Genomic DNA, 23192 nt, shown 5'->3' with positions numbered 1-23192 from the left:
GAGAATAAAAAATGCCAAAATCAATTACCGAACAAACACATTGGGAAACAGTTGCTCAGGAACTTGAGGCTGAGCGTCTAAAATTAGTGTCCTATGATATGACATTACTCCACTTACTTCGGGATGTAAGAAGTAAGAGATTACTTGATTATGGTTGTGGTCCTGGTGTTTTAGCCTTAGCTTTACACAGAGGCGGAGCTGACATACGAGCATATGATATCTCCGAGGAGATGAGAAAATATTGCGGAGATAAAATAGGACATGATCGAGTGTATACAATCACTGACGCTATACCAAGAGACTATTATTGATGGAGCAATTTGCAATTTGGTACTTTGTATTGTTGATGATGTTGAGGTTGGAAATATTGCTCGCAATCTCAGAGATGTTTTAGGAGAAGAAGGAAGAGCTTATATCGGCTTTTGCAACCCGCGAATGTTCAATATTCCAGAATCTCGACTTGATTTACGAGACCAAACAGAACATCACTATGAAGAAAACCACGCTTATTGGAAAACCAAAAAAGAAGGGGGATATCGCATTGTTGAGCAACATCGACCTGTCGAGTGGTATGAACACACTTTCACCGAAACAGGACTAGTTGTTCTTGGGAAACATTTCGCGCCAGAATATGAACTCAATGGAAGAAGAATACAAGATTTTGTAATCTTTGAACTAGGAAGAGGTAAAAGAAAATGATACACATTTTTGTCCCAAACGGAATAAAACCCGTACATAGTTTTGACCTATGGGGTACTTTGGCAATCCAAGAGGTTTTAGGGCCTCGTGTTTTAGAGGCATATAAACAATTAATGACTGGACAGGATACTCCTGAGAGAGTTGCTCAAAATATGATTAACTATGATGGAGTTTTAAGGGGCGATAAAAAAGCACTTGAAAACAAGAAAGCATATGTTGATACTGTTGAAGATCCTCTATGGAACACTTATCTGCGAGGAGAAGTTGATGTTAATTTTGATGGTGCATTGTATCAAGATGCATTAACTGCGATGGATCAAATAGCAGAAGCTGGAGAAGGTTTGTGTATCTTAACAACTGGAACTTCGCCATGGGTTAAGAAAGCCGTGGCTTCTGTAAACCCAAGAGTCGGCGAAGTTTTAGGAAAAGTTTACTCTGGAAATAAGGCAAGTCCAGGAGTATACGAAGCAGCAGCTGAGGATCTAAAAAGAATGCAATCTCAAATGGTTTCTCATACAGAGGATCAACTGAAAGGTCTTGCTGGTATCCTTCAAAGTGAACTAAGAAACCAAGTTGGATTAGTTTATGTAGAACGTGTAGGTTTAGCAACTGCTGACGAAGTATTATCGCAAGGAATTGACCATTATGTAACTGATTTAGCTGAAGTTCCCTACACGACATTTGTAAGGAGGTAATTACATGAGAACTAACGACAGAGAGCAAAAGACCGAATGGATAAACAGATGGGCTGGTTCATACACCTTTATCTCCTGTAGCTACTGGGCCTCCCACTATGCAACGACGCTCAAACGAATATTAGGAATGGGTCTTGAAAATGTGTTGTTTATTCATAAGAAAGGAACAGTTTCATTCTTTGTGAAGAGCGATGAATTTATTGCATTGGGAGGATACTTAGCAAATAAAACAACTACGAACGAAGCAGGAGCTCTTGCGCTATTAAGTCTATTAAAAGAAGACACTGATATCATCATAGCTACTATGGATGAATTAGAGGGTACTATTTTGTCCCCTGAGCAGTACGCAACATTCTATCCTATTTTTGAGAGACATTTAGCATACCACAATTTCATGAAGAAGACGGTTGATTTCCTAAGCCCAGAGGTTTTCGAGAGACTTTTTCCTCAATTCGAAGATGCACGAAAATATTCAGAAGCAGTGTACAGTAAGACAGAGCAGTTTTTCAGATCGTTAGCAAAGGCGATAGCAAATAAAGAAAATTATAGTCCAGAAGCTATAACCTGCTTAACACAGGATGAATTAGAGAACTACATTAAAAAAGGAACGCTGCCTAACGAAAATGGGCTACGTGAACGCTTCGAAGCCAGCATTATCTTACATGAGAACAGAAAAATCAGATTATTCACGGGTTCTGATGTTGAAACATGGGAAGGGAAGCTTTTTTCAGAGAATGGAGATGAAGTAAGAGGAACAGTTGTTTTTAGAGGCAAGGTTAAAGGGAAATGCAGAATAGTGAATAACCCTCTGAAAGAGCATGCCTTCAACAAAGGAGATATCTTAATAACTGGTATGACCCGCCCAGAGTTTATGCCATTTATGGAAAAAGCAAGCGCAATTGTTACCGATGCTGGGGGATTGTTATGTCATGCTGCAATTACCGCTCGAGAGATGAAAATTCCTTGTATTGTTGGTACAGAAAAGGCTACGAGAATGTTTAATGATGGTGATCTTATAGAAGTTGATGCAGAAAATGGGATCATTAGAAGAGAAATTTAAGAAGTTTGCTCAACAAATGAACATTCCGCTCGAAGAGCTCGACATACTTTTCTGGAGCATGCAGACAGGCATTATTTTCAAATAGTTTCAGTTTTGGTCTTGAGCAAAAAACCACTCCTCACAGGACAACCACGGTCGTAGCATTTTTAAAAGAGATTTGCCATGCCAAAGACATGTATCGATCAGGCATTGCAAATCTGCCCTTGCATGGAGGAAAGTGTCCTCCCTGGCTTTTCAAACGGATGGTAAAGCTCGGAGGCGAAATAAGTGAAGCAATAGTACTTATCCATAGTCAGGATGAACTTCTTGAACGTCTCGCCGACCCTTTCTTCTTCCAGAGTCTTGGATGTGTCCTTGGTTTTGATTTTCACAGTTCTGGGCTTACAACGACGACCTGTGGAGCACTTACTGAAGCACTCAAGAAAAAAGAGATAGGTGTACGTATTGCTGGTGGTAAAGGAAAAACATCACGAAAGACTCTGTCCCAAATTCAAGAACATCCCTTCTCGCTTTCAACAGATAAGATTGAGAGATTGACCTACAGTTCTCGTATGGCAGCAAAATGTGATACCAGTTTACTGCAAGACGGCTATGATCTTTATCATCATTCTTTTGTTTACACGGAAAAAGGAACATGGTCAGTTATTCAACAAGGCCTTAATACCTCAAAGAAATATGCACGCCGTTACCATTGGCTGAGTTCCCATATTAACAGCTTTGTCGAAACACCCCATAATGCTATCTGCTGCGATTCTCAAGGCAACAAGGTTCTCGATATGACTGCAAAGGAGAGTAAGGCCGCGCAAGCTGTTTCTCTTGACCTTGTGAAAGAAAATCCCCAACATCTCGTCAAATGGTTTCACAGTAATCAACGCACCCTCACTGAATTCAGTGAGAAAAAAGAACCATGGGAAAAAAAAGAATCACAGGAATCAGTACTACACATGCATCCAGATCATTGGGATTTAAGGCTCAGCAAGCAATCCTATGATGCGTTGCAAAAAGCCTATGAGATTCAACCACAGAATTATGAGGAGTTAGTTTCATTAAAAGGCATAGGACCAAAATCCATCCGTGCTTTGACACTTGTTTCGGAATTAGTGTATGGTACAAAAGCTTCATGGAAAGATCCTGCTCGATACTCCTTTGCTCATGGTGGTAAAGACGGCATCCCCGAGCCAGTAGACAGACAACGATACGATAGGTCTATCCTCATGTTACATGAAGCCCTTGAAAATGCAAAGCTCGGTAATATTGAAAGATTGCATGCCATAAAACATCTCCAGGCAATTATGCAGAAACCTTTCTCACAGGGAAATGTCCAAGACTCAGAAGGATAGATGAGAAGGAAGTTGACTTCTGACAATAGTGATTCCCTCTGCAACAGATCGCAAATGCATCCCATACTCCAGTAGTTTCCCTGTTTGTAATGTCCCGTACGTAGGTCTCGGTGCAAAATCATCTTCACTGGTGCCAGGAGTAAGCAAAGAAGGCTCAGTATGTTCGCGAACAATATCCTCGAGAAAACCACCTAACTCATATTTTGTCCTTTTCTCCGGACCTGCAACATGAACAATACCAGTAACTTCTCGCTCCAGCAGGCCTGAGATGACAACAGCTAAATCATCAATAAGAAGAGGTTGCCGCAGTTGATCGTGGTTAACCCTGAGTGGTTTTCTCTTCATGATCTCTCCAAAAAAACCATTGTCATAGCCAGGTCCATTATAGCCATACGAAATAGCAAATCGAAGAATGAGATATCTCTCCCGAACACCAAGGGTGCTCAGAATAGCTTCTTCTGCTGCTAACTTTGTTTTACCCAAGACATTCAGAGGACAGGGAACATCCTCTTCTGAATAATCTCCCTGCCTACCATCAAAGACATACGCAGATGAAGTAAATACTAATCGTGAATGTGCTTCATAAGCACCTGCAGCAACATTAGCTGTACCTTCTGTATTTATTTTCCCTGCAGTCTCTGGATCCCTCTCACACTTATCAGCGTTTGAGAAAGCAGCAGTATGGATAATCACCTCGGGACGCCAATCTCGAATAGCTGTTATTGTTTGTTCTCTGTTAGTTATGTCAAGATATGCCAATCCTTCTTGCGGCCGTGAGGAATAAGTACCTATCACCTCATGAGCTGTAGCAAAAAGAGTTCTCATCTTTGCGCCTAAGAAACCATTTGCACCGGTTACTAAGACTCGGGTCATTGAAGCAATGTGATATATGACCTATATAACCTTTACTATTAAAAAATAGTAATGCATATAAAGAGGTGTTGTTTATATACGCATCATGGGGGATGGAAACTCAAAAAACGCTTACGATCTAATTCGATCGTACACAAGAACGGAAGAGCAACTACAGAACTTGACCGGATTCCTTGAACGCGTTGGTCTCTTAACTCAAAGTCAAATTGACGCATTACACCGACCAGGGCAGAGCAGCAAATTCAGAGTATCTATCCTTCTTAGCTCTTTGAGGTCATCGTTACTCTCCAAGGAGATAAAACTTAGCACAGAAAATATAGACGATCCAGAGATACGATCCTTGGTCAAGGTCGTCGAGCATGAATTAAGACTTCTCTCACGTTTGGATAACGAGGACACCTACAGAACGCTTCTTTCCAGGAATGACTTGTCTAATGGAGCAATACATGGATTAAGATCTGTTCCAGCAACTCTTGGTTTTTCTTATGTTGTAGAAACGGATAAAGGAGTTTATTTTTTCAAATACAGTCCAGCATTTGGCAACAGATACATCATTCGAGCTGATCCAAAAGAGGTGGTTTTTCAGAACGTGCTTGGAGAAAACATCTTCAGAGAGCTTATGGGATCTGTTTTTACAATGCGTACTCTTTCACCATCCCTTGAAGATGCCCTCTTACGGCGTGATAAAGAAGATGAGAAAGAGGATATAGGAAGAATTAATGAACGTCTTATTATCCAGCCGTGTTATACTCCGGAGTTTGTAATTCTTTATGAAGCAGTAAGGCCAGAATATGCAGGAAAAATTTTTGGAGACCTTGTGGGAAGAATACATTCGAGAACTTCTGGCATACGAAATTCAGCACCAGCTATCGTTCAACAGCATGTACGAGAAGTAAGAGACACAACCTTAGAGGAGTATGTTGGCTGGCTGACTCATGGTTGTTGGGTAAATAAAACTGTTAATGCATTGCGACGCGTGAGGAATGATGAGGCTGTAGCATATCTTGATTTTGCTGAGAATTGGGGATGGGACAATTTAGTGGCTCACAGTCGTGACTATTGGGAGAGAGGAGCTGTACTAACGACGCTTGACATACGACCAAAAAATACGTTTTTTCATCCAACAAGAGGCACAAGAGTTTTTGATTTTGATTATTTTGCGTTCTATGATCCTTCGTACCATGCGGCTCAGACAATGTTTTTTGCTGCAAGGGATGCAGTCGAAATAATGGGAGTGAATGACCACACACTGACAACAGTCTTAACCCGTTTTTTGGAAGGATATTTCGAGGCTCTAGGAAAGGAAAAAATCCAGGGATTTATGGGAACACCAGACTTTATGCAAAACACCCTTCGCTATTATGCACTCGCCTCAGTTGGAAGATATCTTTCAGATTACCTCAGTGGTCAAACAGATATTGGAAAATTACAAACCATTCACAGAACCGCAGTTGCGATGGTAAATCAGGGAAGGTAACTCCCCTAAGGAGAAGCACATCTTTATAAACAGAACTCTTATCCTTCTTTTTCTGGGCTGGTAGTTCAATCCGGACACGAGACGTAAATGTATACTCGTAATCGTGGGAGATTAGAACGTCCGCCTCGCTAGCGGAAGGCTCCGGGTTCAAATCCCGGCCAGTCCATCCATTCTATAATAGAGGACAATAGTATTTAATATGTTTTTTCCTCTATTATATACTAGAAAACCTAACAAATAATACTAAAAATTTAGGTTTTCTATTATATTTCATCCAAACATTTAACGATCGAAAGTATTTTAAAGAAACAAGTGCTGCATAGCTTTCTTTATGAAAGGATACATTACAAGGGCGGTTAAAGAAGTACAGCAAGGGGACAAGCTGAGTGTTACCATTCCACTGAAGAAGAGGAAGGACTACAAGAAAAATAGTCTGTCTGTCCTTTACAACAAAGTTCTTTTTACTATCCAGAAGAAGATGGTGCCTTCACCTGTTAAGAACGCACTGTTACGAACAACAGGGATGAAGATCGGCTATGATGCATGCATCCCCCATGACATTACCTTCGATCCGTATTTTCCTGAACTCATCGAACTTCAGGAGGGTTGTATTCTCGGTGGCGGTTCAACGGTTATTACCCATACCGTTGCCAACAATGCATTAACTTTAGGAAAAGTCATACTGACACCACGAACATTAGTCGGTGGCATGACCACGCTCAAGCACGGTGCAGTTATCAAAAAGAATGCTATCTTGATGTTTCATTCTGAATTACAGGCCGTTGTACCTGAAGGAGAAGTCTGGGGAGGCAAACCAGCGTCAAAAGTTAAAGCACTCTCTGCAGAAGAAATGGAGAAATACTTCAAGCCCTCTGATGGCAATGCCAAAGCGTATTATAAAACAGCAAAACAAAAATTAGCAGAGTTCCAAAAAAATCCATCACAGGGATATTTCAAACTCCAGTATAATGGTAACCGTTTAAATGCAGGTAATGATTGGTGGCGAGGCAGAAATGTTGTACGGATTTACGTCAATGGCATCATTGTTGAGTTCTGCCGATTATTGCCAGCGTGTTGGTTGAAGAATGCACTCTATCGGTTAATGGGCGCAAAAATTGGCAAAAATGTCCATATCGCAAAAGGTGTTGTCCTCGATCATATCTATGGAGATCTCACCACGATTGAAGATGATGTACAGATTGATGAAGATGTTTACATTGATGGCCATGAATATACCATCAGTCAAACGATTTTTGGAAGAAACCATATTAAAAAAGGAGCACATCTCGGTCACCATTCTTTTGTCCGCTGTGGGACAACCATCGGAGAAAACACGATCATTGAACCCTATAGCATTGCACAGCGTGAGATTCCTGCCAATGAAGTCTGGGGTGGAAACCCTGCGGTATTCATCCGAAAGGTAAACTCCTCGTTCTGAGCTGTAAAGTAAACCGTTGAGTATGTCTATCGTTTTGAGGGAAAAGTATAAATAGTTTATTCTGTTGAATCCCCCTCAGAACGAGTAATGTATGATACCATGATACAAAGAACCCTTTTTTGGCCATTTTCCCTGTTATTAGCTGCAACAGCAGCAAAAGGTAAAAAAACCTCTCCGAATGTGCAACGGAATCTTGAAGTTAGACCGATTGCACCGCAGTTATCACATGGAGATGCTCCAGTTACTAATCCTCACTATCGTACCTTTGCAGGACAATTAACTGGTACGAGAGACAATCCTGATGACAAAGCAAGAGATGAAGGAAAAGTAGTTACTTTTGCCGGAAAGGACGCTGATACGACCATGGCCCAGTATGAAAAACTGGTACGTGATCGTGATCCCTATCGTAAGCAGCTTGATGTTGGCAGAATTTCACTTGCTGACCGAGTAAAAACAACCGTTAGTAATCTCAGAAATCAGGTGACAAATGCCTATGATAACACGGTTGGGTATGTTCTTGCACAAAAGCAAAACTGGGATACATCACGTGCATTGAGAAAAGATCCAGACAATACCAATCTGGTCTATGTCATGAACGGACTTGCACAAAATATTGGTCCTGGCCATCGGAGAGGCAAGGCATTGATGCAGCACGGATTACGGCCGTACCATGTTAAAAGCCACCACAGTTTACCTGATGAACAGGCATATCAAAAGTTCTTGGGACAGGTTGACAGGCTCCACGAAAGGGCAAAAGTCCAAAACCCACAGTCTCGACATGATGGATTGGTTGGCCACAGTTCTGGTGGAGTCTTTGCCATGTACGCAGCAGAGGATAAACGAACACCACAGCGAGGAATTAAATATGCACAGGCTATTGCTTCAGATTACGATGGTATGCCGCTGACCACCCCAAGTCAAAAATTAATGAACACCTTCATCCCTCTTGACGCACACAACCCGTATAAAACTAGAGCTGCACGAGAGAAGATTCTTTCACGACAATATCGTGGTCCTCCACGGATTTCAGTGGAATCTGTTGGCGGTCAGTTTGATGATCTTGTGCCACCACCCGTTACCTACTACAAACACGCAGATCGTCATCATGTTGTTTTAGGAGAAGACTCAACGCATTTTGGTACCTCTGGATCGAATGACGAGATGAATAAGATTTTAGCAGACTTACTTGTACAACAACGTGACAGGACAAAACCAAAGTCAATGTACCAGAAGGTAGAATACAAAAGAGCTGCCTAGGATGGCTCACGACACAAAAATTCCCCATGGTATTGATCTTCTCATTGTTGATATTGATGACACCTTTATCTATCATCGAACTGTTGCCATTGCCAATAAAATTTTTCTTCAAGAAGTTGCTCGACTGTTTGGTACAACCGTCCCAAAAAATCAGCTCTGTACAACGAAAACGACCGTCCTCAGCTTGATACAACTCGGTAAGCATATCGGACACTGGAAACTAACAATAAAACAAGGGTCAAGGGTTCTTTATTTAAGTGCAGCTGCATTGCTGTTGTATACGTTACATTTCTTCAGAAGAATCCATAATGAAATACAACCGACGCTTTCTAATGAATATATTGTAAGGATTTGGGCAGAGACCGTTATTAAGTTAGGTATGCCTGTTGAGGAATATTCCCTTTCGCCTGATGTCATCAACCGTCATCTCAAGAGGAAAGTGATGAGAATTTATGGAGAATTGCGAAAACAGCATCCACAGATGAAGGTGGTTGCCATAAGTCAAGATTTTGCTGTTGCAAACCAGAGAAAAGATGCTATCAAAGCAGCGTTGCAACTCACCAAAACCTACTCAAATAAATTCATCCCAAATCAAGAGGGGACCATTAAAAACTACCATCTCCTGGTAAAAAATGGACAGGATAAAAAGAAGATCGCTGAAAAAGAAATACAGCAATCGAAAGCAAAGCGTATAGGTATCTTTATCGATGATTATGATGATCTTAAACTTCTCGAACTCAAAGGGATAGTGTTTATTCTTTACCATCAACGTCTCGAGCAGTACATTCCGGTAAGGAAAGGAATGGTAACCCAGAGCTTTCAATAATTGCCGGGATGGAACCTAAAAAGTCGTACGACAAAGCACCGTAACTTATTTATACCATACAGCATTTTTCGGTATGAAAACAAGACAAAGGTGATACTGTGAAGGATCTCATTAAAAAAATGGAGAGCATTGCACGAAAACATCCGGTGCAATTAGTTATTGCTGAGGGTTGGGACGAACGGTGTTTGCAGGCAAGTGCTGAGGTTCTTGCTGAAGGGTTAGCAAATATAACGCTTCTTGGAGAAGCAAAAAAAATCCAAAAAAAAGCAAAGGAATTAGGTGTTGATATTCACCAAGCAACCATTGTTGATTATAAACATTATCCACAGATGGATGAGCTCGTTGCTCAATTACTTGAAGTACGAAAGCATAAAGGTCTTATTGAAGCACAAGCACGAAAATTGCTCGAAGATGAAAATTATTTTGCCTGTACCTATACCTTATGTGGCCATGCTGATGGTATCTGTGGATCTGCTATTTGTCCGACCGCTTCCTTAATGCGACCAGTACTTCAAATACTCAGAAAGCAAGAGACCATTGTTTCTGAGATAGGAGTATTCCATGACACCAAGAACAAGCGCATCATATTTGCCAGTGATATTAGCCTAAACATTGATCCATCACCGCAAGAACTAGCACAGATTGCTCTGAACGCAGCCCACGCTGTCCGAGGCATAGGAGTCACGCCAAAGGTCGCTCTTCTTAGTTTCTCAACAAAAGGGAGTGGTGGTGATGGACCAGCTCTTCAGGTTATTCGAGAGGCATTACGAATAGCTAAAGAAAAAGATTCGAACCTTCTTATTGACGGAGAAATTCAGGTAGATGCAGCAGTCAGTAAATTTGGATGCCAACGAAAATGCCCCGACTCACCATTGAAAGGAGAGGCAAATGTGTTAATCTTTCCTAATCTTACTGCAGGAAACATTTGGGCCCACTCCATGGGTCAATTTTCTGATATGAGTATAGAGTTCAGCCTTGTTGAAGGTCTTCAGAAGCCCGTAAGTATACTGGGAAGAAGTACGCCACTCAGAAGTGTTCGTAATCTCATGGTAAGTTGTGCCATGCATGTCAACGCAGATCGGAAATAATCAGTACTAAAAAACACTCGTTCAAGACTTTTAGGTTCAACACCTTGCCTACCATGAGTAATTTCGCTAAGTTTGGGAGTATGGGACAGTAGACCTAAGTTTGTACATAAACATTAAAAAGAGGAGATATTTTACTTCCTAGCGTGAGATAATGGGTAATCAACAAGTGATTGATGAAATCAAACAACAATCGTGGGAGTTCTGGTTATATCGTCCTTTTCCTCGGTTCTTGGCATATCTGTTGATGTGTGGGACAACACAAGCAGCATATAAGCGCATTCGCCTTCCTGGAGAAATGGTAGGGGTTGTTTTTGATAATGCTATTTTTTACAAGAACAAGGAACTTTTTGCGCAAAGTGCAGCGTGGATTCCTGAATACTTCAAGCACCACACCCTCTTTGATATTACCCATGCATGCGAACAATACTATGCAGAAAGTAAGCCAAAACTGATCTCCCTTGTCCAGCAGAAAAAGGATCCTTTTATCTTGCTCGAGGAGTATGTTTCTTTGATCATGCCTATTTGTACATACATCTGGGTAACAAATACCCTTGAAGTCTATTACGATACTTTAGCGCCAAAGAAAGTCAAAGAGATCCTGCCAGACCAAGATGTGGAAGCTTATTTACGCGAGATGAGTTTTCCTCCTAAAAAAAACGCACACAACCTGTTTTATGAGGCATTAGCAAATGAAACTGATCTTAAAAACGTGTGTCAGGAGTTTGCCTGGATCAAGGGAAGAGGAAGATTCCCCGTGATTGGATATACGCTTGAAGAAGTGAGAAAACTCCAGCATGAGTTACAACTCGAGCAGAAAGAAGAACTGAAAAGCAAGCAAAAACAAAGACAGCAATTGCAGCAGAAGGTTCAGATACCAGCTCTATTACAACCACTTGCTGCAGAACTTCAAGAGATGGTCTATTTTCGTCTTTTCCGCAGCGATGTCTTTTTTGAATTCCTGTATCTTGCCAATCCGCTCTTTGCCCGTGTAGCGAGCGCATTGGCACTTCCCTCTATTGAAGATGTACTTCATACTGACCTTCTTTGTAAAAAACCTCACGTACAAACGAAAGTATTTGCCGTTGTCAAATACAAAAATGAACTTTTTTTATGCGATTCCTTTATGAAAAACAATAAGAAAAATGTAAAAGAACTCAGCGGAATGATCGCTCATGAAGGGCATGCTATCGGAAAAGTAAAGATTGTCTTAAATGTCTATGATATCGGTAAGGTTCAACAGGGTGACATCCTTGTCTCTAACATGACCTTACCCTCGTATTTACCGGCCATGCAACGAGCTGCTGCATTTGTGACCGATGAAGGCGGAATAACCTGCCATGCTTCTATTGTAGCTCGTGAGATGGGCAAACCATGTATCATTGGTACAAAACAGGCAACACGTATCTTCAAAGAAGGAGATCTCATCGAGGTTGATGCCATACAAGGAAAAGTAAGGAAGAAAGCATGAGAACTAAGGAGGATACCATGCAGTGGCATAGATTCATAGCACGAGAGGGCGTTGATGTAACAACGATTTCTGGATTCGATAGGGTATTTATAACGCTGACAAGAAATACAAGTGGAGATACAACAGAAAGGTTCTTTACCTTTATGAAGGACAAAAAATTTACTCATTATCTTAATTATGACGAGGATCGTATTGGTTATCATGTGTACAAAAAGAGTTTTTCTTCACCACAACAGATACAACACTATTACGATCAAGGTCTTATAATTTTGAAAGAAATAAAAGTAAAAAGTCAGCTCTGGAAAAAGCAAAAGAACGTTGACAGATTATCACTGCTCAAAGGATTTAACGTTTTTCGAGAGCAATTTACCATCATCAATGATACTTACAGTATCACTTCATGGTTTGCTATTGAAGCATGGCAGGCACGATTTGAAAAGATGCTTACGTCTATGATTAAACGAAATAAGTTTGAGGATCAACAAGAGCTGATTATTGATTATGTGTACAAGCCCTGGAAAAAGACAGCGGTTCATGAAATTCAGGAAAAACTTCAGAGAGGAGTAACAGCGGAAAAACTGGTTGAAGATTACCAATATCTCAGAAGTTGGGCAGTGGTGTGGTACAGGCCCATTGATAAATCGTGGATCGAAAACCTCGGTGGAGGAACTCCGGCTCAGCATGCCTTGCTTTCCGAAAAAGATATTACGAAGCTGTTGAAACCAACAAAGGAAGAAAAAGAATACCTTACCATTGCTCCTTATTTAATCTTCCTTAAAGATTGGCGAGATGATGTCAGGAGATCACATTGTTATGCATGGTCATTTTTGTTTGATCGTATTGCAGAGCAGTTGCTAGTAGAGCGAGATGATATCGGTTATCTTTCATTAGACGAGCTCGAAGAGTCTTTACAAACAGGAAAGATTGATATGAGAAAGATACAGGAAAGAAAAGAGCGTGGTTGTCTTGTAACCGGAGAAGGAGAACCATTGAAGATAAAGGCCATTACAGGACTCCCTTCACGATATCAAAAAATTATCCAGAGCATAGAGACAGAAACAAAAGAACAGGAGATTCGAGGATTAATTGCGCAAAGTGGAAAAACTCGAGGAAAAGTCACTATTATCAAAACCTATCATGACCTGAAGAAAGTGCAGATCGGAGATATCCTCGTTGCCAATACGACTCATCCCAACTACCTTCCAGCAATGCAAAAGGCCGTTGGCTTTGTTACGAATGAAGGCGGTGTTATCAGCCATGCTGCTATTGTTGCACGGGAAATGAAAAAGCCATGCATTGTCGGAACAAAGATCGCTACTAAAGTATTACAGAATGGAGATATTGTCGAGCTTGATGCAGATACAGGAACGGTACGGAAGATACGATAAACCATGAACCTCAAGCAAGCTTTAACCTTAGCAAAAAAGCACACCTGGAATGTCTGCTCAGGGCCGATAACTTATATGCTTGGCTACCCCTTTATGATAGGGTTTATGCGCATGGAAAAATATTATCCTGAGCATTATGATCATGTCATTCTTTCTTTCATGAATGAATTAGGAACACAATGGACTGATGAACCACAGAACATCAAAAATATCAAGCAATTGTACGAAAATCCGAAAAGAACAAGAAGACTTATCAAGACGTGGCTTGTTGCAGTGGAAACGTTTTATCAATCCTTTGGTGCATATGAAAAAAAAGTACAACATGTTCCCATCAATGAAGTTTTTGATCATTATCTTGCTTTCTTAGAGAAGTATACAGACCTCTGGGCACCTCCCCTTGCCTTAGATTCAATAGGCCTTTACACTGAAGGAGAACTTCTCAGGGAGTTTCTTTCTCACTTCCCCGCTCATGTGGAAGCACAGAAGGATTTTATTACGCTCTGCCATCCATCTAAACCAAGCTTTATGATAGAGGAACACCTTTCAATCTTACAACTTGCGCGTGCATATAAGCAAAGACAAAAAAAGAGGCAATTATTACTCAAAAAACATCAACAATCTTTTTTTTGGATAGAAAATAATTATTTACAGATTAAAGTACTTTCGCTTGAGCACTTTCGAAAGAAGGTAGAAGAAAAGAGTCAACGGACACTTGAAGAGATTAATCACGAGATTGCTTATCTTACGGATACTCAAGGAAAAGAGTATGAGAAAGAGCGCATTCTCAGAAGACTCAATCTTCCAAAATCACTTCAAGAAAAGATTCTTTTCACTGCAGAACTTGGAACCTGGCAGGATCAGCGGAAAAAGATGTGCTTGAGAGCAAACCATATGCTCACGCTTTTCTTAGAAACAATAAGCAGGAAAACGACATACTCGCTCAAAGAACTCTACCATATTTCACCAGAGGAATTACAACAAATCATCCTTAAAGGAAAAAAGATTTCGCGTACACGCTTGAAAGAACGTCACGAAGCACTGGTAATGATTGTTAGCAGACCTGCAAACGAGGATCTTTTTAGTGGCAGTGCAGCAAAGGAAATTATCCAGGCTCTTCATAAGACTACCTTTGGTAAAATAAGTACCGAAGATACGATTATTAGTGGTGTCATTGTCTCGTATGGCAAAGAACGCTTGATTGAAGGCAAGGTTCGCATTGTCCTTGATCCAGCAAGTGATCAGTTCCTGGAAGGAGAAATCCTTGTAGCCTCAATGACTCGGCCTGAATATGTTCCGCTTATGAAAAAAGCAAAGGCAATCATCACTGATGAAGGTGGCATTACCTCACATGCAGGTATTGTTTCCCGCGAATTGAGTATTCCCTGCATTGTTGGGACTAAAATCGCTACCAAAATCCTCAAAAATGGCATGCGTGTCGAGATAGACATTAATAAAGGTATGATTATTCCAAAATTAGAGAAAGTGTAGTAATAATGATAACTACATCATTTTATATAGCATGAAGTTTCGCTACTAGGCGGGGAGGATAAACATGACAAACAACATGGCTCTTATTTATGAGCACTTTGCTGGACGAAATGGATCAGGCAATGGATCAACCAGAACATCAAGCGCTCCCCATGTAGGGCAAGTTGCTCTTTTTAATCTCGATGGAACACTGCTCAGAATAGAACCTGCAACGAGTACAACTAGTAAATATGCCTCTCTCGATGCATATATGGAAGGAAGAGAAGCAGGGATAGGTAAGCTGAGAAGTCAGGGAAATTTTGAAGCTCATTGGCTTTATCAACAATTACTTACTGAAGGATTACGAGATGGTATGTTAGTAGCACGAACAACACCTGGAGCTCGAGAGATCATGGGAGGGTTGCGAGGACAGGGCTTAGAGATTGCAGTCTTCTCAACCATGATGCCAGACGGCATGACTGCTGCACTTGATCAGACCGGTCTTCACGTTCAGGGAGCGCATTCTACCTGGACACTTCCTTGCTCACCGCAGTATACAAAAACCCAAGATTCCTTTAGGATTGTTAACGCCATGCTTGGTGGAACGACTCATCTCTACACTGATGACAGCAGCTATGTACTAAGTCATGCTGCACATGGTGGTTTGAACATGCGACCAGGACAGGCCGTAAAGCTATACCATCTCGTGCTTAATGGAGATCCACGAGCAACGAGTAACGGCATTATCCCTATTAGAACCCTCAGTGAGGTAAAACCATGACAGAACCAAGACCTTACACTTCATGCGATGGACAGCATACACCATTCCAACCAAATCATCCTGTTGTCCTGTTTGACCTTAATAATACCTTGGTGTCCATGCCGCACCTTGCCTATGTGAGACATGTAGATCCACGACTTGCAGAACGATGGGAACAGGGGAATCCTCATGCAGCATTGCATTACGAAGAACGCCTTGCACAGGGGTTACAGGACGGCGCTATTACGGTTACGGTCTTACCGGGAGTTGAGAATAAACTCACTGAGCTTGGTGAGGCTGGCTTGGAGATTGCTGTTTTCTCGACCTGTACAGGCGATGGTATCCTTGCTGCTCTCAGACAGACAGATCTTCTTATTGATAGAGTTTATTCTACCTGGGATGTTCAGGAAGGAAGGGGAGCAAGAAAGACTCCTCATGGCTTTGCACGGGTTGATAGGTGGACTGGCAACAGAGTAATCTTCTATGCAGATGATCAGAGAGAGCCACTAGATGCTGCCAAAGACTATTTCGGTAGAACTGAACGTGGAGTAACCTTATACCTTGTTGGGAACACCAACAGGAGCAACAGCAATGGTCGGGAGGGTATTCTGAGCATCCCATCAATCAGTAACATCACCGGACTACAAAGAGTACTACAACGTCAAGAAGAGTAAACCAGGAGGAAAGGAGTTATGAAAAATATGCCCTATCTTAGTGGACATTTACAGAAGAATCTGCAACAATGGAAGGGAAAGAAATGGTACCATCAGCGCTTTGATGGCAGCCCCTATTTAATTCACTTTATTGCTGAGGCAGAGATCAGAAAAGAGCAGCGTAAAGGAAATGGCCAAAATGATGTCCATTACTGTTTCTTTGAAGAGGGAAAAGCTGATTGGTACATCCTGATGGATGAGATTGAACGCATCTCCAACGATGTTATTGCACGAGGAAAGAAAAATCCACAGATTAGTAAAGATCTGATTAATGACTGGAAAGCAGATGAGGCATTATTTTATCAGAAATGCAAAGAAATAGAAATTGCTCCATTAGGCAAATTAACCGATAAGGCATTACAAAACGTGCATGATGAATTCCTTGAAATAGCGTTACGAAGAAACAGCTCCAGTTCTATCATTGATGGTTTTGCCCTAGGAACCGATGAGATGATTGCTGAGCAAATTAAAAAAGTGTATGAACTATCCACACTCACAAAAGAAATGCGTTTTAGTGAGGTCTTTTCAACCTTAACAGCCCCTGTTCACCTCTCCTTTGTTAATGACGCAGAGGTTGCCCTGTTAAAAATTGCTGTTTATGTAAAGAAAAATCCCGGACAGAAAAGGGCTTTATTAGAAGAGCATCAGAAGAAGTTCTTTTGGATTCGAAACAACTATGTTGATGCCTACGTATTAAGCGTCAAGCATTTCAACGAAGAAGTTGAAAAACTCTTGAACCTTTCAGTAGATATCAACCACCAGATCAAAAAGATAGAAGAAACTCCTTATGTTAATAAGCAAAAGAAAAAAGAGCTCATGGCAAGGCTTGACTTACCTCAAGAACTGAAGCTTTTGATTACAATTTCAGAGGATTTTACCTATTGGCAGGATGAACGTAAGAAAGCAACCTTTTGGACAGCACACTATGCAACCATTCTCCTCGACGAGATCGGAAAAAGAGTAGGCATTTCAAGTAGTTTATTGAAATATGCTAGCCCTCGTGAAATAAGCAACATCGTTAAACAGCCACTAACAAAAGACTTACTCGAACAACGAAAACAAAACAGTGTCTTTTATTGGGATCAACAAGGACATGATTGCGTTGTCGGGACTGAAGCAAATATGATAAAGGAAGCAATTTTAGGGACAACTGATCTTTCTGACGTCGATGACTTTCGAGGTTTAAGTGCCTGCACAGGCAAGGCTGTTGGTAAGGTAAAGATCGTCAAAAGCGCAAAGGAGATTGATAAAGTCAACCAAGGAGATATTCTTGTTGCAGTCATGACACGGCCTGACTATGTACCTGCAATGAAAAAGGCAGCTGCCATTGTCACTGATGAAGGTGGTGTTACCTGCCATGCAGCAATTGTCTCAAGAGAATTAGGAATTCCGTGTATTATTGGCACAAAGATTGCCACTAAAGTACTCAAAGACAATCAACAGGTAGAGGTTAATGCCAATCACGGATGGGTAAGGATCTTAAAAGAGAGTAAGAAGGGGAAGTAACAGAAAAATAGAATGGGGGGATCTTTGATGTTAGGACAAACGTTTCATAACTATACTACACAATTGTACCAAATGGAAAAAAGAGAAGAACTTCCTGGGACAGGTTTAGCATCTGAATTAGGTGGTCATAGCGGACTAGTCGGCTTATTGGGTAGAGCTACGTCTCGTACACTTGAACGCTTTCCGTTGAGAGAACAAGGGCCTACCTATGTTGTTTTTGATAGAGGAGCAGGATACACTATCCCCTATGAACTCCTTCTTATGGAGATAGAAATAGGAAGATCACTTCCCGTAAGACAGGGAGATAGCTCTGCGCGATTACAACTATCACAATTTCGACATTTGAGTACGATTTCTGTTGTCTCGCCGTATGATGGTGAACAGATGGTTTGTGACCATTTTGACCAGTTTGCTGGCACTGCCGGGGTTGGCGGGAGTATTGGTGGTAGTATCCAAGAATCTCGCATGGGACCCGTGATACGGTATGCCAAAGGATTAACTTCTGAGGAGATGAGATTGATGGCAGACTATTATCGGAACATGGATGCAACATTCCGTCCAGAAAAAGAAAGGCATGATCGTGCCGCTGATATCGCAGGAATAATTCTAGAAAAAAGTTGTTACCCCGAACACAGAATGACAGACGTAATCAAAAAAGACAGTAACCTGCTACAGCGAGAATGGTAAATACAAAAATAGAATGGCATGAATACACCAGAGGGATTATTCCCTTTCAGACAGCCTATCATCTGGTGTATGGTGTTCGCTACCAAAGTAAAAAAATGTTGGAAATTCACTTTACCACAATATTTGCAGCCAATGAAGGCAGCATGTTCTGGTGGGGGAATGGGGTAAAGAATACAAAAGAGCTTTCAGAATTCCTTCTGAAAAAACTGCATGACGAAACATTCTGGAAAAAGCATTTTCATCAGTACGAGAAAAATAGTAAGGAACTTATTGCCGCTGCAGAAAAAATTATTTTCTCTAAAGCCTTGCAAGGTACCTATGATATTGCTCACGAAATTGAAATATACAAGAAATTATGCATGACTTTCCATAGTTTCATTGCACTTTCATGGGACATTGAGGCAGTTGATATTTATTTTGAAAATGAGCTCAAAGCATTGCTGCAAAAAGATTGTCCATTGCTCGGCAATAAAGAGCTAGAGAAGAATATGCAGCTCGTCATAACACCCATACAACCATCATTTGTAACACAAGCAGAGATGGATATCTATCGTGCTACTTTGGGGAAGCTGTCAACAAGCTACTTAGAAAAAAAGTATTATTGGCTTGATCTTAGCTGGGAGGGTGGTTCATTACGAAACAAACAATGGTTTCAAGAGGCAGTAGATCAAAAAAAGAAAACAAAAGATCCGCAAAAAGAGTTTCATCAGATTGAAGAAGAGTTTGCTGAAAAGAAACATGAAAAAGAAGAGTTCTTGAAAAAACAACAGCTTTCAGCAGGTACAAAGAAACTGATAGAGCTCATTGGACATTATTGTTTGCTTCATGATGTTCGAAAGGAGTGTCAAATGAAAGTTGCTTACGCTCTTTATGTAATACTGGAACACCTTGAAAAAAAGAACCACTTCCCGTTAACATCATTACAATGGCTTTCGCCTGAGGAAACACAACAGGTTATCAAAGAAAAAACAATGGACGATAGAATAAAAGAGATTATTGCAGAACGAAAAAAGGCGTACCTTATCCTTTCACTTCAGAATTTCGCTGTTGTTGAAGGTCAAGAAGCGATTGAACAACGCAAGACATTACTCAAGCCCCATACACAGTTACAGAACATAAGCGGCATGGCTGCTTCTCCAGGCAAAACACAAGGTACGGTAAAGGTAGCACAGGGAAGTAAAGAAGCATTGGCAAAAACAAAAGAAGGAGATGTCCTTGTCATGGGCATGACCCTGCCTGAATGTGTCCCTGCAATGAAGAAGGCAGTTGCAATTGTAACGGATGAGGGTGGCGTTACTTGTCATGCAGCGGTTATTTCTCGGGAATTTGGCATTCCTTGTATTGTCGGTACCAGAATTGCAACAAAGATATTGAAGGACGGCATGAAGGTCGAGGTAAATGCAAATCATGGTGTTGTTACTATTTTGTCCAAAGAATCAGAGGAAAAAACATGACCGATGGTATGAGTAATCAAAAAATCATTGAAAATCCAATCAAGAAATACAAACATCTTACAATCAAGCGATGGTATATTCAAAGTTTTAATGGAACACCTGCCTTATTACATCTTGCAGGTAAGTCAATCGTTTCCATGAAAAAGGGTCTTGGTTTTTCGTACACCGCATGTATGAGTGCATTTGAAGATGATCTTGCTGAAGTATACTATAATAGAGATGACCTTCATTTCTTGGCACATAAACTCGAAGAAGAAATGGTGAAGAACCCAAACTACCTCCAGCAATTAATCAACAAAAGTGAGGAACGAAAAGATGAAATGCTTTTGTTCATTAAAGAAATGATACCCAAGCTTCCGAGCTTTTCTGAGCAAGAACTTATTGAAAACTACCAAAAATTAGCACAACTCCATGCAGATCTCATCAGTGAGTCACATATTATCGAAGGCTATTCCTTAACACGGGATATGAAGTTCAAAGCTCAACTCCTTGCTGTTCTTGATAAAAAAGGACGCTCAACAAAATTTAATGAATACTTTATAACACTCACAAAGCCTATTCGGAAATCCTTTATTAATGATTATAATAATATTCTTGCTTCTCTTATTGATGAAATCAAGAAAAATGAAAAGCTTACACAAATATTCCTTCAAGAACCTATTGCAGAAGTCAAAAAAGGAATGAAAAACAACAAAACCCTCAACCACCTTCTGCAAAAATTAACAACTGAATGCTATTGGATCAGAGCAAATTATAAGGAAGGAAAACATCTCTGTGAAGATGATTTTATAGCTGAGATAAAAATTTATCTCAATGAGAGAGAAAGAATTGAACAGGTATCTGATAAAACATTTACTCACTATAAAGAAGAGAAAGAGAAGCTTATCAAGGAGCTTGCGCTTCCCAACGAACTTGCGCAAATTATCAGAATAACAGACATCCTTACCTATTGGCAGGATGATCGTAAAAAATATATCCTTCAAGGATGTTGTGCCTTTGAAGATTTTCTGAGTGAGATAAGTAAACGTTTTTCTTTGGATGTTCACCTCCTTCGCTATCTTCTTCCTGAAGAAATGAATGCGCAAGAATTAGCATCACTTAATGAATCTCTGCTCTTAGAACGATGGAAGGGATGTATAGTGATTTACGATAAAGGTGTAGTGGAGGTTTTCACCGGTCAGTATTACCACGAGTTTAGATCAGCCATGAAGAAGCACAAGGATGGTGAGGAAATAAAAGAAGTTACGGGTATGTGTGCTTCAATAGGAAAAGTCAGTGGGGTTGTCCATATCTGTAGGAGTCTTGCTGATATTAAAGAAATTAAAAAAGGTGAAATTCTTGTTACCGGGATGACGCGGCCGGAGTTTGTTCCTGCCATGCAAAAAGCTGCTGCAATTGTGACCGATGAGGGTGGCATTACCTCACATGCAGCGGTTATTTCCCGAGAATTAAAGAAGCCCTGCGTCATTGGAACCAAAATAGCGACAAAGGTCCTCAAGAATGGGATGTTTGTTGAAGTCAACGCAAACCATGGCTTAATTAAAATTGTTGGCGAAGATAGCAGTGAAGATCAATAGTAGTGAAATCTGGAGGAGTAATATGATTCAACTGATTATCTTTGATTTTTCCGGTGTTTGCTTTAGTGAAGAAGAAGAGCCATACATTCGGAAATTTGCTCTGGAACATAATCTCAATCCAGAGGAATGCTACGAACGCTTTTCGGTGCTGGTAAAAAAAGCAGAGGTTGATGAGATCTCTGGAAAAAAGGTCTTTCAAGAACTTCTGAATCACTATCACATAAAAGGAGATCCTACAACAATGATCAAGGCCATGGTTGCCATGAAAGTCATGTATCCCGAGACCTTTACGATTATCAAACAACTCAGACAAAGGTATAAAACAGCCTATTTCACCAACTATAATCGAGATTTTTGGGAAGTCATTGCGCAAAAGTTTGATGTTTCTCCGTACTTTGATTATGGCATTGTCAGCTACCAGATTCAGTCACGAAAACCTGCAAAAGAAGGCTTTGAACACATCTTGAAGCATTTTGGTTTACAGCCGCAAGAAGCAGTCTTTATTGATGATTCTGCCAAGAACTTAGTGAATGCACGAGAGATGGGTATTATTACTGTACACCTGCCTGATAGAACCAAAGTTAAGGAAAAATTGATGGAGGTAGAGGTTGATTGTAGTTATAGCAAAGGACACTAATAACCGTAACTCTATGTCCTTTGCTTATTAGGAAAAGACATACAAATTATTACGAAAATTAAAAGTCCTCAAATACCTCTTTGCTTTTGCATTTTGGGCATTCTGAACCAGTCAGGATTTCTTTTTCTCCTCCGCCAATACATCCATAATCTCCTATTCCAAAGTTTTCTTTCATTATTCTTTTAATTTCCTTTTCAATAAGCATATTTTCTGAGGGAACATTTAATTCGAAGTATCTTGTTTTGATTCCTTCCTTGTTGTTGCACTTCATACAAGCAACAGGGCCAAAACCCTCAAATTCTTCAGGAAGCTTTACTTCATCTGGTTTCAGTTCTTTAATTTCAATCTTTGGCATAAAGCTTTTATCTTCAAGCTCAATATTGTTAATGCAAAGCCAATTCATGGCTTCGTTTGCCAATTCTTTGTCTCTATGGGTAAACCATTTTTCCTTTAGCTCTGGATATTGATTGATAAGCACTTTAAAATGTTTGAATGGCTTTCTTTGTTCTAAGGCTTCATGAAATTTTTCTGCTAATTTAAAATCCTCTTCCTGTATTTCATAAACAAAAGACTCCATAATCTTGAAATCATCATCAGGCATTCTTGGCTCAATGCCGATAAAATCATCATTTTCAACTTCGTCAAGCTTTTTCTCATGCTCATCTTCAACTTCGCTAATAAAAACAATCTTCTGGTTTTTCTTATCTATAAAATAATGATGCTCATAAGATGCCTGTTCAATAGCGTCCTTTATTTCATTAAACGGTATTTTTAGCTTCATC

The 23192-nt window shown here is 40.4% G+C and carries 22 protein-coding genes and 1 tRNA gene; 21 read left to right on the top strand and 2 right to left on the bottom strand.

The features are described from left to right. The first annotated feature begins 11 nt into the window (after positions 1 to 11). The 5 genes from HYW21_05380 (at position 12) to HYW21_05360 (ending at position 3794) form a co-directional block, all read left to right on the top strand. Positions 12 to 311: a methyltransferase domain-containing protein gene (locus tag HYW21_05380; protein ID MBI2548754.1), complete on the top strand. Its 300-nt coding sequence runs from the start codon at positions 12 to 14 to the stop codon at positions 309 to 311. After that, a complete protein-coding gene (locus HYW21_05375; GenBank protein ID MBI2548753.1) occupies positions 262 to 699 on the top strand; it encodes a hypothetical protein in 438 nt (145 codons plus the stop codon). Before HYW21_05380 ends, HYW21_05375 begins: the two co-directional genes overlap by 50 nt. Next, positions 696 to 1394 (top strand): hypothetical protein, encoded by a 699-nt coding sequence (locus HYW21_05370; protein ID MBI2548752.1) that lies wholly within the window; start codon positions 696 to 698, stop codon positions 1392 to 1394. Before HYW21_05375 ends, HYW21_05370 begins: the two co-directional genes overlap by 4 nt. Before the next feature lie 4 nt (positions 1395 to 1398). Continuing rightward, positions 1399 to 2454 carry a hypothetical protein gene (locus HYW21_05365; protein ID MBI2548751.1) on the top strand — a complete coding sequence of 352 codons (1056 nt, stop codon included), beginning with the start codon at positions 1399 to 1401 and terminating at the stop codon, positions 2452 to 2454. A gap of 173 nt (positions 2455 to 2627) precedes the next feature. Further along, positions 2628 to 3794: a DUF763 domain-containing protein gene (locus tag HYW21_05360; GenBank protein ID MBI2548750.1), complete on the top strand. Its 1167-nt coding sequence runs from the start codon at positions 2628 to 2630 to the stop codon at positions 3792 to 3794. Here the strand turns inward: HYW21_05360 and HYW21_05355 are convergent. Next, entirely contained in the window at positions 3783 to 4667 is an 885-nt protein-coding gene (locus HYW21_05355; protein MBI2548749.1) for an NAD(P)-dependent oxidoreductase, read from the bottom strand. The two genes, HYW21_05360 and HYW21_05355, sit on opposite strands and share 12 nt — an antisense overlap. Before the next feature lie 85 nt (positions 4668 to 4752). On the opposite strand from HYW21_05355, the gene HYW21_05350 reads away from it, so the two are divergent. The 16 genes from HYW21_05350 to HYW21_05275 all read left to right on the top strand — a co-directional run bounded on the left by HYW21_05350 (position 4753) and on the right by HYW21_05275 (position 22410). After that, the gene (locus HYW21_05350; protein ID MBI2548748.1) at positions 4753 to 6144 is read left to right on the top strand and encodes a hypothetical protein; all 1392 of its coding nucleotides are present in this window, start codon (positions 4753 to 4755) and stop codon (positions 6142 to 6144) included. 54 nt (positions 6145 to 6198) lie between these two features. Next, positions 6199 to 6310 (top strand) — tRNA-Ala (locus tag HYW21_05345). A 165-nt stretch (positions 6311 to 6475) separates the two neighbouring features. Beyond that, positions 6476 to 7582 carry a hypothetical protein gene (locus HYW21_05340; GenBank protein ID MBI2548747.1) on the top strand — a complete coding sequence of 369 codons (1107 nt, stop codon included), beginning with the start codon at positions 6476 to 6478 and terminating at the stop codon, positions 7580 to 7582. Between the two features lie 99 nt (positions 7583 to 7681). Further along, positions 7682 to 8839 carry an alpha/beta hydrolase gene (locus HYW21_05335; protein MBI2548746.1) on the top strand — a complete coding sequence of 386 codons (1158 nt, stop codon included), beginning with the start codon at positions 7682 to 7684 and terminating at the stop codon, positions 8837 to 8839. Between the two features lies 1 nt (position 8840). Beyond that, complete coding sequence (locus HYW21_05330) at positions 8841 to 9665, top strand: hypothetical protein (GenBank protein ID MBI2548745.1); 825 nt, start codon at positions 8841 to 8843, stop codon at positions 9663 to 9665. A 98-nt stretch (positions 9666 to 9763) separates the two neighbouring features. Beyond that, complete coding sequence (locus HYW21_05325) at positions 9764 to 10753, top strand: hypothetical protein (protein MBI2548744.1); 990 nt, start codon at positions 9764 to 9766, stop codon at positions 10751 to 10753. A gap of 151 nt (positions 10754 to 10904) precedes the next feature. Then, on the top strand, positions 10905 to 12221 hold the full coding sequence (locus HYW21_05320; protein ID MBI2548743.1) for a hypothetical protein: 1317 nt from the start codon (positions 10905 to 10907) through the stop codon (positions 12219 to 12221). Beyond that, a complete protein-coding gene (locus tag HYW21_05315; GenBank protein MBI2548742.1) occupies positions 12218 to 13609 on the top strand; it encodes a hypothetical protein in 1392 nt (463 codons plus the stop codon). Before HYW21_05320 ends, HYW21_05315 begins: the two co-directional genes overlap by 4 nt. A 525-nt stretch (positions 13610 to 14134) precedes the next feature. Then, positions 14135 to 15097, top strand: a complete 963-nt coding sequence (locus tag HYW21_05310; GenBank protein ID MBI2548741.1) for a hypothetical protein — start codon at positions 14135 to 14137, stop codon at positions 15095 to 15097. A gap of 64 nt (positions 15098 to 15161) precedes the next feature. Beyond that, the gene (locus HYW21_05305) at positions 15162 to 15857 is read left to right on the top strand and encodes a hypothetical protein (GenBank protein MBI2548740.1); all 696 of its coding nucleotides are present in this window, start codon (positions 15162 to 15164) and stop codon (positions 15855 to 15857) included. Then, positions 15854 to 16510 carry a hypothetical protein gene (locus HYW21_05300; protein ID MBI2548739.1) on the top strand — a complete coding sequence of 219 codons (657 nt, stop codon included), beginning with the start codon at positions 15854 to 15856 and terminating at the stop codon, positions 16508 to 16510. Before HYW21_05305 ends, HYW21_05300 begins: the two co-directional genes overlap by 4 nt. A 231-nt stretch (positions 16511 to 16741) precedes the next feature. Further along, positions 16742 to 18055, top strand: coding sequence for a hypothetical protein (locus tag HYW21_05295; protein ID MBI2548738.1), 1314 nt, complete (start codon positions 16742 to 16744; stop codon positions 18053 to 18055). A gap of 72 nt (positions 18056 to 18127) precedes the next feature. Beyond that, positions 18128 to 18742: a hypothetical protein gene (locus tag HYW21_05290; GenBank protein ID MBI2548737.1), complete on the top strand. Its 615-nt coding sequence runs from the start codon at positions 18128 to 18130 to the stop codon at positions 18740 to 18742. Positions 18743 to 18885: 143 nt separating this feature from the next. Then, positions 18886 to 20196: a hypothetical protein gene (locus HYW21_05285; GenBank protein MBI2548736.1), complete on the top strand. Its 1311-nt coding sequence runs from the start codon at positions 18886 to 18888 to the stop codon at positions 20194 to 20196. After that, the gene (locus HYW21_05280; GenBank protein ID MBI2548735.1) at positions 20193 to 21773 is read left to right on the top strand and encodes a hypothetical protein; all 1581 of its coding nucleotides are present in this window, start codon (positions 20193 to 20195) and stop codon (positions 21771 to 21773) included. Before HYW21_05285 ends, HYW21_05280 begins: the two co-directional genes overlap by 4 nt. A gap of 22 nt (positions 21774 to 21795) precedes the next feature. Further along, positions 21796 to 22410 carry an HAD family phosphatase gene (locus HYW21_05275; GenBank protein MBI2548734.1) on the top strand — a complete coding sequence of 205 codons (615 nt, stop codon included), beginning with the start codon at positions 21796 to 21798 and terminating at the stop codon, positions 22408 to 22410. A 58-nt stretch (positions 22411 to 22468) separates the two neighbouring features. Here HYW21_05275 and HYW21_05270 read toward each other — a convergent pair whose 3' ends face one another. Further along, positions 22469 to 23191, bottom strand: coding sequence for a hypothetical protein (locus HYW21_05270; protein MBI2548733.1), 723 nt, complete (start codon positions 23189 to 23191; stop codon positions 22469 to 22471). Between the last annotated feature and the right edge of the window lies 1 nt (position 23192).

The sequence above is a fragment of the Candidatus Woesearchaeota archaeon genome (assembly GCA_016187565.1).
Taxonomy (GTDB): Archaea; Nanobdellota; Nanobdellia; order Woesearchaeales; family JACPJR01; genus JACPJR01.
Note: the sequence above shows the minus strand (reverse complement) of the source record. Positions and strands in the feature narration are given on the sequence as shown.

Coding starts and splice junctions, on each gene's coding strand:
- HYW21_05315 (MBI2548742.1), top strand. CDS start 12,218: ATGAGAACTAAGGAGGATACCATGCAGTGGCATAGATTCATAGCACGA.
- HYW21_05335 (MBI2548746.1), top strand. CDS start 7,682: ATGATACAAAGAACCCTTTTTTGGCCATTTTCCCTGTTATTAGCTGCA.
- HYW21_05285 (MBI2548736.1), top strand. CDS start 18,886: ATGTTCTGGTGGGGGAATGGGGTAAAGAATACAAAAGAGCTTTCAGAA.
- HYW21_05375 (MBI2548753.1), top strand. CDS start 262: ATGATCGAGTGTATACAATCACTGACGCTATACCAAGAGACTATTATT.
- HYW21_05270 (MBI2548733.1), bottom strand. CDS start 23,191: ATGAAGCTAAAAATACCGTTTAATGAAATAAAGGACGCTATTGAACAG.
- HYW21_05310 (MBI2548741.1), top strand. CDS start 14,135: ATGATAGAGGAACACCTTTCAATCTTACAACTTGCGCGTGCATATAAG.
- HYW21_05305 (MBI2548740.1), top strand. CDS start 15,162: ATGACAAACAACATGGCTCTTATTTATGAGCACTTTGCTGGACGAAAT.
- HYW21_05280 (MBI2548735.1), top strand. CDS start 20,193: ATGACCGATGGTATGAGTAATCAAAAAATCATTGAAAATCCAATCAAG.
- HYW21_05365 (MBI2548751.1), top strand. CDS start 1,399: ATGAGAACTAACGACAGAGAGCAAAAGACCGAATGGATAAACAGATGG.
- HYW21_05300 (MBI2548739.1), top strand. CDS start 15,854: ATGACAGAACCAAGACCTTACACTTCATGCGATGGACAGCATACACCA.
- HYW21_05340 (MBI2548747.1), top strand. CDS start 6,476: ATGAAAGGATACATTACAAGGGCGGTTAAAGAAGTACAGCAAGGGGAC.
- HYW21_05290 (MBI2548737.1), top strand. CDS start 18,128: ATGGAAAAAAGAGAAGAACTTCCTGGGACAGGTTTAGCATCTGAATTA.
- HYW21_05360 (MBI2548750.1), top strand. CDS start 2,628: ATGTATCGATCAGGCATTGCAAATCTGCCCTTGCATGGAGGAAAGTGT.
- HYW21_05350 (MBI2548748.1), top strand. CDS start 4,753: ATGGGGGATGGAAACTCAAAAAACGCTTACGATCTAATTCGATCGTAC.
- HYW21_05355 (MBI2548749.1), bottom strand. CDS start 4,667: ATGACCCGAGTCTTAGTAACCGGTGCAAATGGTTTCTTAGGCGCAAAG.
- HYW21_05380 (MBI2548754.1), top strand. CDS start 12: ATGCCAAAATCAATTACCGAACAAACACATTGGGAAACAGTTGCTCAG.
- HYW21_05330 (MBI2548745.1), top strand. CDS start 8,841: ATGGCTCACGACACAAAAATTCCCCATGGTATTGATCTTCTCATTGTT.
- HYW21_05320 (MBI2548743.1), top strand. CDS start 10,905: ATGGGTAATCAACAAGTGATTGATGAAATCAAACAACAATCGTGGGAG.
- HYW21_05370 (MBI2548752.1), top strand. CDS start 696: ATGATACACATTTTTGTCCCAAACGGAATAAAACCCGTACATAGTTTT.
- HYW21_05295 (MBI2548738.1), top strand. CDS start 16,742: ATGGATGAGATTGAACGCATCTCCAACGATGTTATTGCACGAGGAAAG.
- HYW21_05275 (MBI2548734.1), top strand. CDS start 21,796: ATGATTCAACTGATTATCTTTGATTTTTCCGGTGTTTGCTTTAGTGAA.